A 13776-nucleotide genomic window follows, 5' to 3' on the forward strand; every position below is an offset into this window, starting at 1 on the left:
GGCGTACCCCAAGGAGGTCCTGACCGGTGCTCGACCCGAACGAGCTCTACCAGCTCACCGACGACCTGCCCGAGCTGGGTCAGCCGGTGCTGATCCAGGCGCTGTCCGGCTTCGTCGACGCCGGCAACGCGACCCGGCTCGCCCGGGAACACCTGGTGTCGACCCTCGAGTCCCGGACGATCGCCACCTTCGACGTGGACCAGCTGCTCGACTACCGGTCCCGGCGACCCACGATGATCTTCGTCGAGGACCACTGGGAGCACTACGAGCAGCCGAAGCTCGAACTGCACCTGCTGCGCGACGACGAGAGCACCCCGTTCCTGCTGCTCTCCGGTCCCGAGCCGGACTTCCAGTGGGAACGGTTCATCGCCGCGCTGACCAGCCTGATCCGGCGGCTCGGCGTACGGGTGACGATCGGACTGAACGCGATCCCGATGGCGGTGCCACACACCCGGCCGATCGGGGTGACCGCGCACGCCACCCGACCGGAGCTGATCACCGGCTACGAGTCCTGGCTGCAACGCATCCAGGTGCCCGGCAGCGCCGGCAACCTGCTTGAGTTCCGCCTCGGCGAGCAGGGCCGGGACGCGGTCGGCTTCGCGGTGCACGTGCCGCACTACGTGGCCCAGACCGAATACCCGGGCGCGGCCGAGCTGCTGCTGACCTCGGTCTCCCGGGCCACCGGGCTGCTGCTGCCCACCGAGTCGCTGCGTACCGCCGCCGAGGCCGTCCGCGCCGACATCGACCGCCAGGTGGCCCAGACCGACGAGGCGACCTCGCTGGTGCAGGCGCTGGAGGAGCAGTACGACGCCTTCACCCGGGGCCGGGGCGGGCCGAACCTGCTCGCCAACCAGACCGGGCCGCTGCCCACCGCCGACGAACTCGGCGCGGAGCTGGAACGCTTCCTCGCCGAGCAGGGCCGCCCCGGGGAGAACCCGGGCACCTGACGACGGGCCGTCACCCGCGCGTCGCGCGCCTGCGTTTCCCGGCCCGATCGGGCAGGCTGGGCACATGCGCCTGGCGACCTGGAACGTCAACTCGGTGAAGGCCCGCCTCCCCCGGCTGCTGGACTGGCTCGCCGGCACGAAGCCGGACGTGGTCTGCCTCCAGGAGACGAAGTGTCCGGACGGGTCGTTCCCGACCGGCGAGGTCGGCGAGCTGGGCTACGAGGTGGCCAGCCACAGCGACGGACGGTGGAACGGGGTGGCGATCCTCTCCCGGGTCGGCCTGGCCGACGTGGCGGTCGGCTTCGCCGACGAGCCAGGGTTCCCCGAGCCGGAGGCCCGGTCGATCTCCGCGACCTGCGCCGGGCACCGGATCTGGTCGATCTACGTGCCGAACGGGCGTACCCCGGACTCGCCGCACTACGAATACAAGCTCGCCTGGCTGGGGGTGCTCCGGGACGCGCTCGCCGCCGAACTGCGCACCGGGTTGCCGCTGGTGGTCTGCGGCGACTACAACGTGGCCCCGACCGACGCCGACGTCTGGGACCCGGCGCTCTTCGTCAACTCGACGCACGTGACCCCGGCGGAGCGACAGGCCCTGGCCGACCTGCGCGCGCTCGGCCTGACCGACGTGGTGCCGACCCCGATGAAGGGCCCGCACCCGTTCACCTACTGGGACTACCGCGCCGGGATGTTCCACCAGAACAAGGGCATGCGGATCGACCTGGTCTACGCGACCGAGTCGTTCGCCGAACGCGTCACCTCGGCGTACGTGGACCGGGAGGCCCGCAAGGGCAAGGGCCCCTCCGACCACGCCCCGATCGTGGTGGACACCGCCCCGGACGCCGGGTAGCGCGCGGACCAGCGCGGCTAGGGTGGGTGCATGGCAGTTGTGAAGATCAACGCAATCGAGGTTCCGGAGGGCGCGGGCCCGGAACTGGAGCGCCGGTTCGCCGCCCGGCAGGGCGCGGTCGAGAACTCCCCCGGATTCCTCGGCTTCGAACTGCTCCGTCCGGTGGCCGGCGAGAGCCGCTACTTCGTCTACACCAAGTGGGAGAGCGAGGAGGCCTACCAGGCGTGGGCGAGCGGGCCGGCCCGGCAGGCGCACGCGCGCGGACCCGCCGACGGATCCGGCGGCGAGCAGCCCCGGCCGGTCGCCAGTGGCGCCACGCTGCTGGAGTTCGAGGTGGTCCAGCAGGCCGACCCGACCGCCCGGTAACCCCGCCCCCGGCCGGCCGTCAGGTCGTGGCGGCCGGTCCTGGCCCGATCAGGAGGCCGAAGCTGCCGTCGTACTCGCGGTGCAGTTCGAGTACGTCGAACGCCTCCCGTAGCCGACGGACCGTCCAGGCGAGGTGGATCCAGATCCCCCGGTCCTGCGTCGGGTCGCCGTCATACCTCGACCAGCCGCGCGAACGCTGCTTCGGGCTCAGATCCAGGTACCGGGCCACCTCGGGCAGCGGATGGTGGCTCACCCCGAAGGTCGCGTACTGGTTCGCGCACTGGACGACCACCTTGACGGTCCCGCCGTCGCGACCGCGCGGCCAGTCCACGACGGTGACCCGGTAGACCAGGCGGCCGTCGTCGTACATGACGCCGGGCCAGCGCAGTTCGACGGGGCGTTCCCCTCTCGCCAGAAGCTCTCCCACCGTACGGATGAGGTCGTCGCTGTCGGTCATGCGTCCCACGGTGGCACCGCTCGGCAGGTACGTCCATCGCCGGAGTGCCGGCCGGTCAGGGCTTCCGGGAGTCGACCAGCGCGGCGAAGGCGATGATGTTGTCGGAGTACCCCGTGCCACCGCCGACCCAGCGTCCGCCGCAGGTGATCAGGCGGAGCCAGGGGCGGCGGAAGTCGCCGTAGACCCGCTCGGTGGGCAGCCTGTCCTTGTCGAAGTGCTCGACCGAGTTGACCTCGAAGATCGCCACCGACCGGTCCTGCCGGGTCACCTCGATCCGGGCGCCCGGCCGGAGCTTGGCCAGGTCGTGGAAGACCGACGGTCCGGTACGGGTGTCCGCGTGCCCGACGATGATCGCCGGCCCGAACTGACCCGGGGTCGGGCCCCGGTCGTACCAGCCGGCCTCGTTGTGCTTCTCCAGCGCGGGTACGGCGATCGAACCGTCGTCGGCCAGTCCCACCCGGTGCACCGGCGCCCGTACCCCGATCGACGGGACGGCGAGCTTCACCGGCCGGCTCGGCGCGAGCACCGGGAAGTCCCGGGGCGGCTCCTTGGTGCCACCGTTGAGCCAGCGCCACGGCCCGCCCGCCGACTGGCCCAGCCCGGCCCCGGTGGCGAAGACCCCGACGAGCACCAGGACGATCGCCAGCGGCCCGATCATGCTCCGGCGGGGGCGGCTGCCGCCGGGCCGGGCCGCCGGGTGCCGCAGGTGCACCGCCGGCTGCCGGCCGCCGATCCAGCGACGCCGGCCGGTGGGGGTACGGCCGGTGGGGGTACGGGCCATCGGGCGGGACTCCTCCGGTCAGGTCCGGCGGGGGGTGGTCGACCGGACCCGGCGGCGGATGGCGACCAAGCCGAGCACGGCACCGAGTACGGTGCTGGCCAGCCCGCCGGCCACCAGCAGTCCGCCCGGGTCGTCCCCGGCGCTGCCGCCGAAGCCGGTCGCCGGCCCCCGTTGCGGCCGGGTCGCGCCCACCACCATCAACCGGGTACTGCCGGTTCCGCCGTCCGGGCAGCTCAGCCGGACCCGGTAGGTGTCCGCCCGGGTCGTCTCCGGCACGCTGGCGACCGCGGTGAGGAACCCGGCCTGCGGCTGCACCGTCACCGTGCCGAAGGCCGGCGACTCGACCGTGGCGGGCTGGGTGTTGGTCCGGCAGCTCGCCTTGAGGCCGACCATGAAGCCGGCCTCGACGGTGCTCGGGTTGACCTGGACGAAGACGTCGGCGGCGCGGGCCGGAGCGGGCACGGCCAGCAGCAGGGCGAGCGGAACACCGCCGAGGATCGCGATGCGTCGACGCGTTGCCACTGGTCCCCCTCCCGGCGCCTCGGGCAGGCCGGGTGCCGCGCGGCCCGTGGCCTGCCGTATGGGGAAATCCTCTCACCTGTCGCCGCCGCGCACACCCGGTCAGGCGTTCTCGGACCAGATCGGTGGTCGTCCGACCTGGCGAATCGCGGTCGGCCCACCTCGGGGATCTCGGTCGGCCGACCTCGGGGATCGCCGTCGGCCCACCTCGGGGATCGCCGTCGGCCCACCTCGGGGATCGCCGTCGGCCCACCTCGGGATCGCGGTCGGCCCACCTCGGGATCGCGGTCGGCCCACCTGCTGGATCCGGGGTCGGCCGCACCGATCGCGTAGGCTGACGTTCCCGTGACCCTCACCAGCCAGGACCAGAGCGCCGCCCCCGCACCGGCCCCGCAGCCCGCGACCGCAGGGGCGTCGAGCCGGGTGCCGTCGGAGCGGCTGGCCCAGATCCGCACCTTCCACCCGCGCCGGGGGCGGCTCAGCGGACGGCACCTGGACGCGCTGGACCGGCTCTGGCCCCGGTACGGCCTGACCGTCCCGATTCCCGGGCACTCCGGCGACAGTGACGGCGACCGCGACGGCGACGGCAACCGCCCCGCCGGCAGCCGGCTGGACCTGGTCGAGTTGTTCGGCCGGGCGGCACCGGTGGTGCTGGAGATCGGTTCCGGGATGGGTGACGCCACCGTGGCGATGGCCGCCGCCGACCCGGGACGGGACTATCTCGCTGTCGAGGTGCACACGCCGGGCATCGCCAACCTGCTCGCGCTCATCGAGCGGCACGGGTTGACGAATGTCCGGATCGCCCGGGGCGACGCGCTCGACCTCGTCCGGTACCTGCTGCCACCGGACCGCCTCGACGCCGTACACGTCTTCTTTCCCGACCCCTGGCCGAAGCCCCGGCACCACAAGCGCCGGCTGATCCAGCCGGCGCACGTCGCGCTGCTCCGCTCCCGGCTCGTCCCCGGCGGAACCCTGCACTGCGCCACGGACTGGCCCGAGTACGCCGAGAGCATGCTCCAGACCCTCACCGCCGACCCGGAGCTGGTGAACCTGTACCCCGGTTTCGCCCCCCGCCCGGCGCACCGGCCGGTGACGAAGTTCGAGCGGCGCGGGACGGCCGCCGGCCGTCCCATCCTCGACCTGATCTTCCGGCGTCGCTGAGATCCCGCCCGGCCCCGGCCCCGGCCCCGGCCCCGGCCCCGGCCCCGGCGAGATCATCCTGGCCGGGCCGGAGGATTGGCGTTGCCGAGCCGGGGCAGGCACGATGGACCGGCTATGACGCTCACCGACCAGCTGCCGGGCAGCGCCGACCCCGATACCCTCTTCGACGCGTTCGCCGGTTGGGCGCAGGAGCGTGGCCTCAGCCTCTATCCGCACCAGGAGGAGGCGCTGATCGAGATCGTCTCCGGGGCCAACCTGATCCTGAGCACCCCGACGGGTTCCGGCAAGAGCCTGGTCGCCACGGGTGCCCACTTCGCGGCCCTGGCCGACGACCGGGTCAGCTTCTACACCGCGCCGATCAAGGCGCTGGTCTCGGAGAAGTTCTTCGCGCTCTGCGAGATCTTCGGCGCCGAGAACGTCGGGATGCTGACCGGTGACGCCAGCGTCAACGAGGACGCGCCGATCATCTGCTGTACGGCGGAGATCCTCGCCAACATCGCCCTGCGGGACGGCGAACGGGCCGACGTCGGCATGGTGATCATGGACGAGTTCCACTTCTACGCCGAACCGGACCGGGGCTGGGCCTGGCAGGTGCCGCTGATCGAGCTGCCACAGGCCCAGTTCGTGCTGATGTCCGCCACGCTGGGCGACGTCACCCGGTTCGTCGAGGACCTGACCCGGCGTACCGGGCGACCGACCGCGCTGGTCCGCAACGCCGAGCGGCCGGTGCCGCTGATGTTCACCTACGCGATGACGCCGCTGCACGAGACCCTGGAGGAGCTGCTCTCCACCCGGCAGGCGCCGATCTACGTCGTGCACTTCACCCAGGCCGCCGCGCTCGAACGCGCCCAGGCGCTGATGAGCGTCAACGTCGCCACCCGGGCCGAGAAGGACATGATCGCCGAGGCGATCGGCAACTTCCGGTTCACCGCCGGCTTCGGGCGTACGCTCTCCCGGCTGGTCCGGCACGGCATCGGGGTGCACCACGCGGGGATGCTGCCGAAGTACCGGCGGCTGGTGGAGACCCTCGCACAGGCCGGGCTACTCAAGGTCATCTGCGGTACCGACACCCTCGGGGTCGGGATCAACGTGCCGATCCGCACCGTCCTCTTCACCGGCCTGTCGAAGTACGACGGGGTCAAGACCCGGCTGCTCAAGGCGCGCGAGTTCCACCAGATCGCCGGTCGGGCCGGCCGGGCCGGCTTCGACACCCTGGGCACGGTGGTGGTGCAGGCGCCGGAGCACGTGATCGAGAACGAGAAGGCGCTCGCCAAGGCCGGCGACGACCCGAAGAAGCGCCGCAAGGTGGTCCGGAAGAAGCCGCCGGAGGGTTCGATCGGCTGGGGCCGGCCCACCTTCGAACGGCTGGTCGAGGCGGAGCCGGAGCCGCTGACCTCCAGCTTCCAGGTCAGCCACGCGATGCTGCTCAACGTGATCAGCCGGCCCGGCGACGCCTTCGCCGCGATGCGGCACCTGCTGACCGACAACCACGAGGAACCGGCCGCGCAGCGCAGGCACATCCGCCGGGCCATCGCCATCTACCGGGCGCTGCTGGCCGGCGGCGTGGTCGAGCGGCTCGCCGAACCGGACGAGACCGGCCGGCGGGTACGCCTCACCGTCGACCTCCAGCTCGACTTCGCGCTCAACCAGCCGCTCTCGCCGTTCGCGCTGGCCGCGATCGAGCTGCTGGACACGGCGTCCCCCACCTACGCCCTGGACGTACTCTCGGTGGTCGAGTCCACACTGGACAACCCACGGCAGGTGCTCTCGGCCCAGCAGTTCAAGGCCCGGGGCGAGGCGGTCGCGGCGATGAAGGCCGACGGCATCGAATACGAGGCCCGACTCGAACTGCTCGACGAGGTGACCCACCCGAAGCCGCTCGCCGAACTGCTGGACGCCGCCTACGAGATGTACCGGCGCGGGCACCCCTGGGTGGCCGACTACGAGCTGCGGCCGAAGTCGGTGGTCCGGGACATGTACGAGCGGGCGATGACCTTCGTCGAGTACGTCAACTTCTACGGCCTCTCCCGCTCCGAGGGGCTGGTGCTGCGCTACCTGGCGGACGCGTACAAGGCGCTGCGGCAGAGCGTGCCCGAGGACGCCAAGACCGAGGAACTGATCGACCTGATCGAGTGGCTGGGCGAGCTGGTCCGGCAGGTCGACTCCAGCCTGATCGACGAGTGGGAGCGGCTGCGCAACCCCGCCGACCCGACCGCCGTGGTGGTGGACGACAAGCCGCCGGCGGTCACCGGCAACGTGCGGGCGTTCCGGGTACTGGTCCGCAACGCGCTGTTCCGCCGGGTGGAGCTGGCCGCCCTGCGCCGCTTCGACGAGCTGGGTGCGCTCGATGCCGAGGACGGCTGGGACGCCGACGCCTGGGCCGACGCGCTGGAGCCGTACTTCGAGACGTACGACGAGATCGGCACCGGCCCGGCGGCGCGCGGGCCGGCGCTGCTGATGATCGAGCAGGGCCGGGACCGCTGGACGGTACGGCAGATTCTCGACGACCCGGACGGCGACCACGACTGGGGGATCAGCGCCGAGGTCGACCTCGCCGCCTCCGACGCGGCCGGCACGGCCGTGCTCCGGGTGACCGAGGTCGGGCAGCTCTGAGGGCCGCCGGCCAGCAGCCGCCCGGCCATCGCGGGCCCGCCCCGCCGGCCGACGGTCCCTATCCTTGCCCGCATGACGATCACGGATCTTGAACTGGCCGTCGCGGCGGCGGAGGCTGGCGCCGAGGTGGTGCGTTCCCGCTACGGCACCGCGCTGGCCCGGTTCGACAAGGCGCCGGGCGACTTCGCCACCGCCGCCGACATCGAGGCGGAGCGGGCGATCCTGCGGGTGCTGCGCGCCGCCCGTCCCGACGACACCGTGGTCGGTGAGGAGAGCGGCCGGACGGGATCCGGCGGCAACGGCCGGGAATGGCTGGTCGACCCGCTCTGCGGCACGCTGAACTACGCCGCCCGCAGCATGCTGGTCGCGGTCAACGTCGCGCTGCGCTCCGGCCCGGAGACCACCGTGGCGGCCTCGGCGGACCCGTTCAGCGGGGAGGTCTTCTGGACCGACGGTGTCCAAGCCCGGGTACGCCACGACGGCGTCGACGCCGACCTCCGGCCGTCGGCCGACTCCTGGCTGGTGGACGTCAACCTGGATCCGCCGTTCCCGAACGATCCCGCCTTCCGGGCCGTACGGCTGCTCGCCGACCGGGGGTTCGCCGAGCGGTTCCGCCCTAGGGTGATCTCCAGTACCCTCGCGGTGGCCTGGGTCGCGGCCGGTCGGCGGGCCGGGTACGTGACCGACGGCGACCTGCGGGACAGCGTGCACTTCACCAGCGGGATCGCGCTGTGCCGGGCCGCCGGTTGTGTGATCACCGGCCTGCGCGGCCAGCCGCTGCACACCGGTCCGGGCGGCCTCGTCGTGGCGGCGGACGAACAGACCCACGCCGCCCTGGTGGCCCTGGTCGAGCAGCAGTTCCGGGCCGGCGCCGAAGGTTGAGCCGTCCCGGCAGCCTCGTGCGCGCCGCCGCGTCAGGTGAGAGCGAGGGTCAGGCGATTGCGCGTTTCACCTTCGCTATGGACGGCCCTCAGGCGCTGACCAGTGACTCACAAGGTAGTTCCGGACGGTGCGAAATGCGATTGTCCGGGCTACGTCGTGGTTTTGGTTCAGGGTTGTCGTTGACAGTGTGCTAGCACGGCCTCGGCGACCTGTTCTGGCGGTTGGGAGGCGTCGACGAAGTGGGCGTCGGCCAGCGAGGCGAAGGTCGTCAACGCTTGGATGACGTGGTCTTGTCGCCACTGGCGGGCCTTCGCTTCCACGTGGTCATCGTCAATGCGGTTGCGTAGCTGCTGCTCCGGAACGCGGAGGATGACCTCGCGGAGGTCGGCGCCGGCAGCCCGGATGCCGTCGAAGATCTCGGTGCGGTAGGCCACGTTGATCAGGCTCATCGGGACGACCCAGGTGTGCGGATGCTGCTGGGCAAGGCCCGTCATCGTCTGTATGACGAGGTGACGCCAGAGCGGAAGGTCCTGGAAGTCGCCGGTCGGGGACTCGACGAATGGCATCAGCATGTAGCCGACGTACTCGGGGTCGAAGACCTTGGCGCCGTCCAGCCGTTTCGTCACGAGGCTGGCGGTCGTCGTCTTGCCTGCGCCGAAGGCGCCGTTGATCCAGAGAATCATGGCGGACATCGTGTCATCCCGACGCCTGGAGGAGGATTTCGACAGCGTCCGCGACAGTCGCGATGGCGCGCAACCCGGCGCGGCGTCCACCGGAGATGTCGAGGATCGGGTCGTCGGTCAGCCAAAGTAGGTCCGGACTCCGCAGGCTTCGCGTGGACGCGACAACAGCAAGCCGTTCCGGCGGCTCGCAAGATTACTCGCAGACTTTCCCGGACACTCGCAGGATTCGCGCGAACGCGACGTCCGGTACGACCCTTTTGGGCTGGGCGGAGCGGCAAGAATCAATTAGAATGTGTGTACTAAAACGGCTTCTGAACTGGGAGGACAGCCGTGCCAGAGTCCGTCGCCACCGCGCCCACTGCCGCCCCCCTCCCCTACGCCACCCTGCTCGCCTTCACCCGCTACGTCGACCGCACCGGGCCGGCCAAGGCGACGTTCGTCGGCGGCCTGCGCAAGCAGCGCGCGAGCCGCTCCGGCTTCAACCCGCACGGGCAGCTCGTCAAGGCGCTCAAGACCGACATCGCCTTCCGGACCGGTGGCCGCCACCTGACCGAGATCGCCGGAGTGGTCAAGCCGCGCTGGCGTCCGCTCTACGAGGCGCTGGTCCCGGGCGCGATCAGCTACCTGCACTCGCTCGGCGACCTGTCGACCGTCAACCTCGCCCAGACCCACGACGCCCTCGGGATGGTCGGCGACCTGCCGGTGAAGGTCAACCCGCACCTCGGGCTGCGTTACGACGACGGCCGGCGGGAGGCCGTCCGGCTGCACTTCGACGAGCAGCCGCCGAGCCAGGAGGCACTGCTGGCCACCCTGCACCTGATGGGTCGGCAGATGGAGCAGGTGCTGCCCGGTGCCGAGCCGGTGCTGGTCGACGTACGCCGGGGCGTCGTGCACCACCGCGACCCCGCCGTCCGTCCCGACCAGGTCGAACGCTGGCTGGCCGGTGAGGCGGCCGGTTTCACCGCCATCTGGTCCACCGCCGCCTGACCGGTGGGCAGCTCGCGCCACGTCCCGGCAGGAGGGCCTCGACCAGCGGGCGAGGCCAGCACCGGCGGGAATTAGCGCGATCTTCCGCGGAGAGCGGGTGTGCACGTGGTGCTGCCCCGGCGTGCTGCGGCACGCCGGGGCAGCACCGTCGGGATGCTCCTATGGAAGTCAAGGGGTGTTGAGGGCGGTGAAGTCGGCGAGGAGGGCGGTGTGGACCTCGCGGACGATGTAGCGCTTGAGGCAGCGCATGATCTCTTTCTTGCTGAGTCCTTGTTTGGAGGGTTACGGCGGTTATGGCGGAGGGGAAACGCCCGGTTACATTCCGAACCCGGAAGCTAAGCCTTCCAGCGCTGATGGTACTGCACTCGGGAGGGTGTGGGAGAGTAAGACGCCGCCGGACATCTTCTACGAAGTGGCGCCACCCGCATGGGTGGCGCCACTCGTGTTTTACCTGACCTGTGTCGGCCCGGGTGGGTCGGTTCCCACGGCCCCGACCACACCCCTACCGGTCAGCCGCCCAGGCTCGCCGCCGCCGAGGCGATCGCCGAGGAGAAGTAGCTGACCTGGGTGTAGACGCCAGGGTAGTTGGCCCGTGCACATCCGTTGCCCCAGCTCACGATCCCGACCTGGACCAGGCCGCTGCCACCCTGCCGGAACATCGGGCCGCCGGAGTCACCCTGGCAGGTGTCGGTACCGCCGGAGAGCGGACCCGCGCAGATCTCCTCGGCCGCGATGACGTCGCCGTCGTACGCCGAGGGGCCGTTGCAGACCGAGTCGCTGACGAACGGGACGCTGGCCTTCATCAGGTACCGCTGCTGGCCCCCGCCCTCCCGGGTGGCGCCCCAGCCGGCGACGGTGAAGGTGCCGGTGTCGTACGCGGTGGAGGTCGCGATCGGCAGGGTGCTGAGCCCGGTGACCGGGCTGGCCAGCCGGATCAGCGCCCAGTCGTCTCCGTTGCCGTTGTAGCCCGGTGCCCGGTAGACGTAGTTGGAGCGGACCTGGATCCGGCTCGACGACTGGAGGTCCACCACCCCCAGCGTGGCGGTGATGCTGGAGTTGCTTCCCGTACGCCCGACGCAGTGTGCGGCGGTGAGCACCAGCCGGGGGCTGTAGAGGGAACCGCCGCAGCCCATCGAGAGTCGTACCATGAACGGGAACTCGCCCTGCGCGGCGCGGGTGCCGCCGACGACGAAGGGTGTGACGTCGGTGTTCTCCGGTGCGGCGCTGACCGGGGCGGCCAGGGTGACGCCGCCGACGGCCGCCGCGACGAATGCGGCGGCGGCCAGGCGGGTGAGGGAGCGCCAACGAGCCATGGGGGTCCTCTCCGAGCATCGACGACGCGCCTTGTGGGCGCGCCTGAGATCACGATGCCGGCAGCGTATGGACCCCCATCGCTATATCGCAATGCGCCGATGTCATCCCGGTTGTGTCATATCACCGGGCGACGGCAGGCGTCAGCCGCAGCTGTAGCGGGGCTCGGCGAGGTACTTCCAGGTGAACTTCTCCCGCTTGACGACCTTTCCACCCTTGTGGAAGAGCCGGAACGCGTCCTGGGTGAAGCCGTCGATCCCGTTGGTGGGGATGCAGGACGGGCCTGGCTGGAGCTTGATCACCTTTGGCTTGGTGATGTTCCGGCGCGGGCTCCACTCCGTCGTCACCCTGTCGTAGACCTTGGTGCCCCAGATCGACACCGTGATCGAGCTGGAGGTGTGCGAGGTGTCGATCAGTACGCCGTACGGGCTGTCGTTCTTGAACTTGAAGTCGAGGTCCGGCCAGAAGATGGTCGACTCGATGACCGGTGGATAGCGGCTGAACCAGTAGGAGTGCGGCTTGTGCTCCACGTCCTCCAGGCCGGCGTAGTACGTCGCGTTGAACAGCGTGGTGGTGAACTGCGACGTGCCGCCGCCGACCCCGGGTACGAGCTTGCCGTCCAGGATGACCGGCGCGTCGCGGTAGCCCTGCGCGTAGCCGCGCTCCCCGGTGTGCCCGTTGAGCGAGAAGGTCTCGCCGGGCTTGACCACGGTGCCGTCCACGTCCCGGGCGATGGTGACGATGTTCTGGCTGCGCGGCGAGCCGAGACCGCCGGTGAAGTTGGTGGTGAAGCTGGAGACCTTCTCCTTGATCCCCATCTTGCCCAGGTCTTCGGTGCTGACCTTCGGCTCGACCGGCTTGAGCTGTGCCCGCAGGGTACGGCCGTCGGTCTTGGGCAGCACCGCCAGCAGGTCGCGGGCCAGCGCGGCGGTGTCGACCTGTGAGCCACCCGAACCGGCGACGATCTTCGGCTTGTTGCCCTGGATCGACATGGTGGCGTCCTTCGGCTTCACCTCCACCCTGTCGAGCTGGCCGGGCAGCGCGGCGCGCAGCTTCTTCTCGTCGACCCGGGGGGAGATCCTGCCGGTCTTGTCGGAGGTCAGCACCAGGCTCTTCGCGATGGCGGCCGGGGCGATGGTGAAGTTCCCGCGCTCGGTGGTCACCGTCACCGGGCCGGCGACCGCCGGCCTGGCCAGCTCGGTGACCAGCCTGTCGACCTCCTCGGTGCTGGTCGCCGGGTGGGTCTCGACCAGCGGCACCTGGATCGGCTGCCCGCGCAGCCAGCCCTCCCGCAGCGCCTTCGCCGACTCCTCGGGCCGCAAGCCCTTGCTCGGCTTCGGATAGACCGGCCGGGGCGTCGTACCTTTGAACGTGATCGCCGGCAGCGTCATCTGCGGCCCGGCCCGACCGACGATCTTCCGTAGCTCGACGTCGAGCTTCTCGGCGTCGACGGTGACCACCGGCTCGGTGCTGCGGGAGCCGAAGAGCAGGCTCAACGGCCCGGGACGGTGCTCGGCGGCCGCCGTCACGGTCGCCTCGACGTCCACCGCCAGTCCGACGGCGGCCGGCGAGACCTCACCGGTCTGGTCGCCGATGCGGACCTGGACCGGGGTGGTGAAGGTGCTGGCCCGGGAGTCGAGGTCGGCGCGGAGCGTCGCCGCCGCCTCGGCCCGGCTCTTGCCGCCCAGCTCGACGCCGAGCACGGTGGTGCCCCGGGGCACCTCACCGGCGTAGGCGTAGCCGGCCGTGGCGCCACCGCTGGCCAGGAGCACGGCGACGGCCGCGCCACCGGCGAGCAGCAGCCGACGCAGGCGCCGCCGGCCCGCCGGCTGGTCGGGGGGACCCGCCGGATCGGCCGGGCCGGAGCCTGAGACCGGCGTCTCCCAGCCGGCCGACGTCGCGGTGACGCTCTCCGGGGTACTCCCGACGCCGCCGGCCGGACCGCCGCCGTTGCGCTGGTCCACCGGCAGGGTGACCGCGGTGATCTGGATGGTGGGGCGCTCCCCGGCGGCCCCCTCGACGGCGGCCATCTGCACCGTCGGCCGCTCGTCGGCGGGCATTCTGTTGTCGCCGTACTGACTCACGGACACCTCAGCCTCACGGACACCTCAGCGGATGCGGCGGGCGGGCACGACAGCCGCCCGGCAGGACCTTGACCGACTACGGTAGCCAAAACTCGACTCCGACGGGCGACGGGTCCGGCCTGAGGCGGCGTGACC

Annotated in this window: 14 protein-coding genes and 1 rRNA gene; 9 read left to right on the forward strand and 6 right to left on the reverse strand. The window is 71.4% G+C overall.

Features of this window, described 5'->3' with window-relative positions:
* Positions 1-26: 26 nt before the first annotated feature.
* From C6361_RS35765 to C6361_RS35775, 3 genes are all read left to right on the forward strand, one after another.
* Positions 27-947, forward strand: coding sequence for a proteasome assembly chaperone family protein (locus C6361_RS35765; protein WP_107262961.1), 921 nt, complete (start codon positions 27-29; stop codon positions 945-947).
* A gap of 64 nt (positions 948-1011) precedes the next feature.
* On the forward strand, positions 1012-1797 hold the full coding sequence (locus tag C6361_RS35770; protein WP_107270534.1) for an exodeoxyribonuclease III: 786 nt from the start codon (positions 1012-1014) through the stop codon (positions 1795-1797).
* Positions 1798-1827: 30 nt separating this feature from the next.
* Positions 1828-2163 (forward strand): antibiotic biosynthesis monooxygenase, encoded by a 336-nt coding sequence (locus tag C6361_RS35775; RefSeq protein WP_107270535.1) that lies wholly within the window; start codon positions 1828-1830, stop codon positions 2161-2163.
* Between the two features lie 19 nt (positions 2164-2182).
* On the opposite strand, the gene C6361_RS35780 is transcribed toward C6361_RS35775, so the two are convergent.
* From C6361_RS35780 to C6361_RS35790, 3 genes are all read right to left on the reverse strand, one after another.
* On the reverse strand, positions 2183-2620 hold the full coding sequence (locus C6361_RS35780; RefSeq protein WP_159079639.1) for a hypothetical protein: 438 nt from the start codon (positions 2618-2620) through the stop codon (positions 2183-2185).
* Positions 2621-2675: 55 nt separating this feature from the next.
* On the reverse strand, positions 2676-3278 hold the full coding sequence (locus tag C6361_RS35785; protein ID WP_234359707.1) for a class F sortase: 603 nt from the start codon (positions 3276-3278) through the stop codon (positions 2676-2678).
* Positions 3279-3419: 141 nt separating this feature from the next.
* Positions 3420-3923: a hypothetical protein gene (locus C6361_RS35790; RefSeq protein ID WP_234359206.1), complete on the reverse strand. Its 504-nt coding sequence runs from the start codon at positions 3921-3923 to the stop codon at positions 3420-3422.
* Positions 3924-4343: 420 nt separating this feature from the next.
* Here C6361_RS35790 and trmB point away from each other — a divergent pair, with 420 nt between their 5' ends.
* The 3 genes from trmB (at position 4344) to C6361_RS35805 (ending at position 8576) form a co-directional block, all read left to right on the forward strand.
* Complete coding sequence (gene trmB, locus C6361_RS35795; RefSeq protein WP_234359708.1) at positions 4344-5081, forward strand: tRNA (guanosine(46)-N7)-methyltransferase TrmB; 738 nt, start codon at positions 4344-4346, stop codon at positions 5079-5081.
* 114 nt (positions 5082-5195) lie between these two features.
* Positions 5196-7694, forward strand: a complete 2499-nt coding sequence (locus tag C6361_RS35800) for an RNA helicase (RefSeq protein WP_107262967.1) — start codon at positions 5196-5198, stop codon at positions 7692-7694.
* A gap of 72 nt (positions 7695-7766) precedes the next feature.
* On the forward strand, positions 7767-8576 hold the full coding sequence (locus C6361_RS35805; protein WP_107270537.1) for an inositol monophosphatase family protein: 810 nt from the start codon (positions 7767-7769) through the stop codon (positions 8574-8576).
* A gap of 167 nt (positions 8577-8743) precedes the next feature.
* Here the strand turns inward: C6361_RS35805 and C6361_RS35810 are convergent, their stop codons facing one another.
* Positions 8744-9259, reverse strand: a complete 516-nt coding sequence (locus tag C6361_RS35810; RefSeq protein ID WP_107271395.1) for an AAA family ATPase — start codon at positions 9257-9259, stop codon at positions 8744-8746.
* On the opposite strand from C6361_RS35810, the gene C6361_RS38880 reads away from it, so the two are divergent.
* The 3 genes from C6361_RS38880 (at position 9258) to rrf (ending at position 10646) form a co-directional block, all read left to right on the forward strand.
* Positions 9258-9389: a hypothetical protein gene (locus C6361_RS38880; protein WP_255416190.1), complete on the forward strand. Its 132-nt coding sequence runs from the start codon at positions 9258-9260 to the stop codon at positions 9387-9389. The genes C6361_RS35810 and C6361_RS38880 overlap by 2 nt on opposite strands.
* A 200-nt stretch (positions 9390-9589) precedes the next feature.
* Positions 9590-10246, forward strand: coding sequence for a hypothetical protein (locus C6361_RS35815; RefSeq protein ID WP_107262969.1), 657 nt, complete (start codon positions 9590-9592; stop codon positions 10244-10246).
* A gap of 283 nt (positions 10247-10529) precedes the next feature.
* Positions 10530-10646, forward strand: a 5S ribosomal RNA gene (gene rrf, locus C6361_RS35820).
* 109 nt (positions 10647-10755) lie between these two features.
* Here the strand turns inward: rrf and C6361_RS35825 are convergent.
* Positions 10756-11559, reverse strand: coding sequence for a trypsin-like serine protease (locus tag C6361_RS35825; protein WP_107270538.1), 804 nt, complete (start codon positions 11557-11559; stop codon positions 10756-10758).
* Positions 11560-11700: 141 nt separating this feature from the next.
* A complete protein-coding gene (locus C6361_RS35830; RefSeq protein ID WP_369931025.1) occupies positions 11701-13641 on the reverse strand; it encodes a VanW family protein in 1941 nt (646 codons plus the stop codon).
* Between the last annotated feature and the right edge of the window lie 135 nt (positions 13642-13776).

Source organism: Plantactinospora sp. BC1 (assembly GCF_003030345.1).
Taxonomy (GTDB): Bacteria; Actinomycetota; Actinomycetes; order Mycobacteriales; family Micromonosporaceae; genus Plantactinospora.

Coding starts and splice junctions, on each gene's coding strand:
- C6361_RS35800 (WP_107262967.1), top strand. CDS start 5,196: ATGACGCTCACCGACCAGCTGCCGGGCAGCGCCGACCCCGATACCCTC.
- C6361_RS38880 (WP_255416190.1), top strand. CDS start 9,258: ATGGCGGACATCGTGTCATCCCGACGCCTGGAGGAGGATTTCGACAGC.
- C6361_RS35770 (WP_107270534.1), top strand. CDS start 1,012: ATGCGCCTGGCGACCTGGAACGTCAACTCGGTGAAGGCCCGCCTCCCC.
- C6361_RS35785 (WP_234359707.1), bottom strand. CDS start 3,278: ATGATCGGGCCGCTGGCGATCGTCCTGGTGCTCGTCGGGGTCTTCGCC.
- C6361_RS35780 (WP_159079639.1), bottom strand. CDS start 2,620: ATGACCGACAGCGACGACCTCATCCGTACGGTGGGAGAGCTTCTGGCG.
- C6361_RS35810 (WP_107271395.1), bottom strand. CDS start 9,259: ATGATTCTCTGGATCAACGGCGCCTTCGGCGCAGGCAAGACGACGACC.
- C6361_RS35825 (WP_107270538.1), bottom strand. CDS start 11,559: ATGGCTCGTTGGCGCTCCCTCACCCGCCTGGCCGCCGCCGCATTCGTC.
- C6361_RS35775 (WP_107270535.1), top strand. CDS start 1,828: ATGGCAGTTGTGAAGATCAACGCAATCGAGGTTCCGGAGGGCGCGGGC.
- C6361_RS35805 (WP_107270537.1), top strand. CDS start 7,767: ATGACGATCACGGATCTTGAACTGGCCGTCGCGGCGGCGGAGGCTGGC.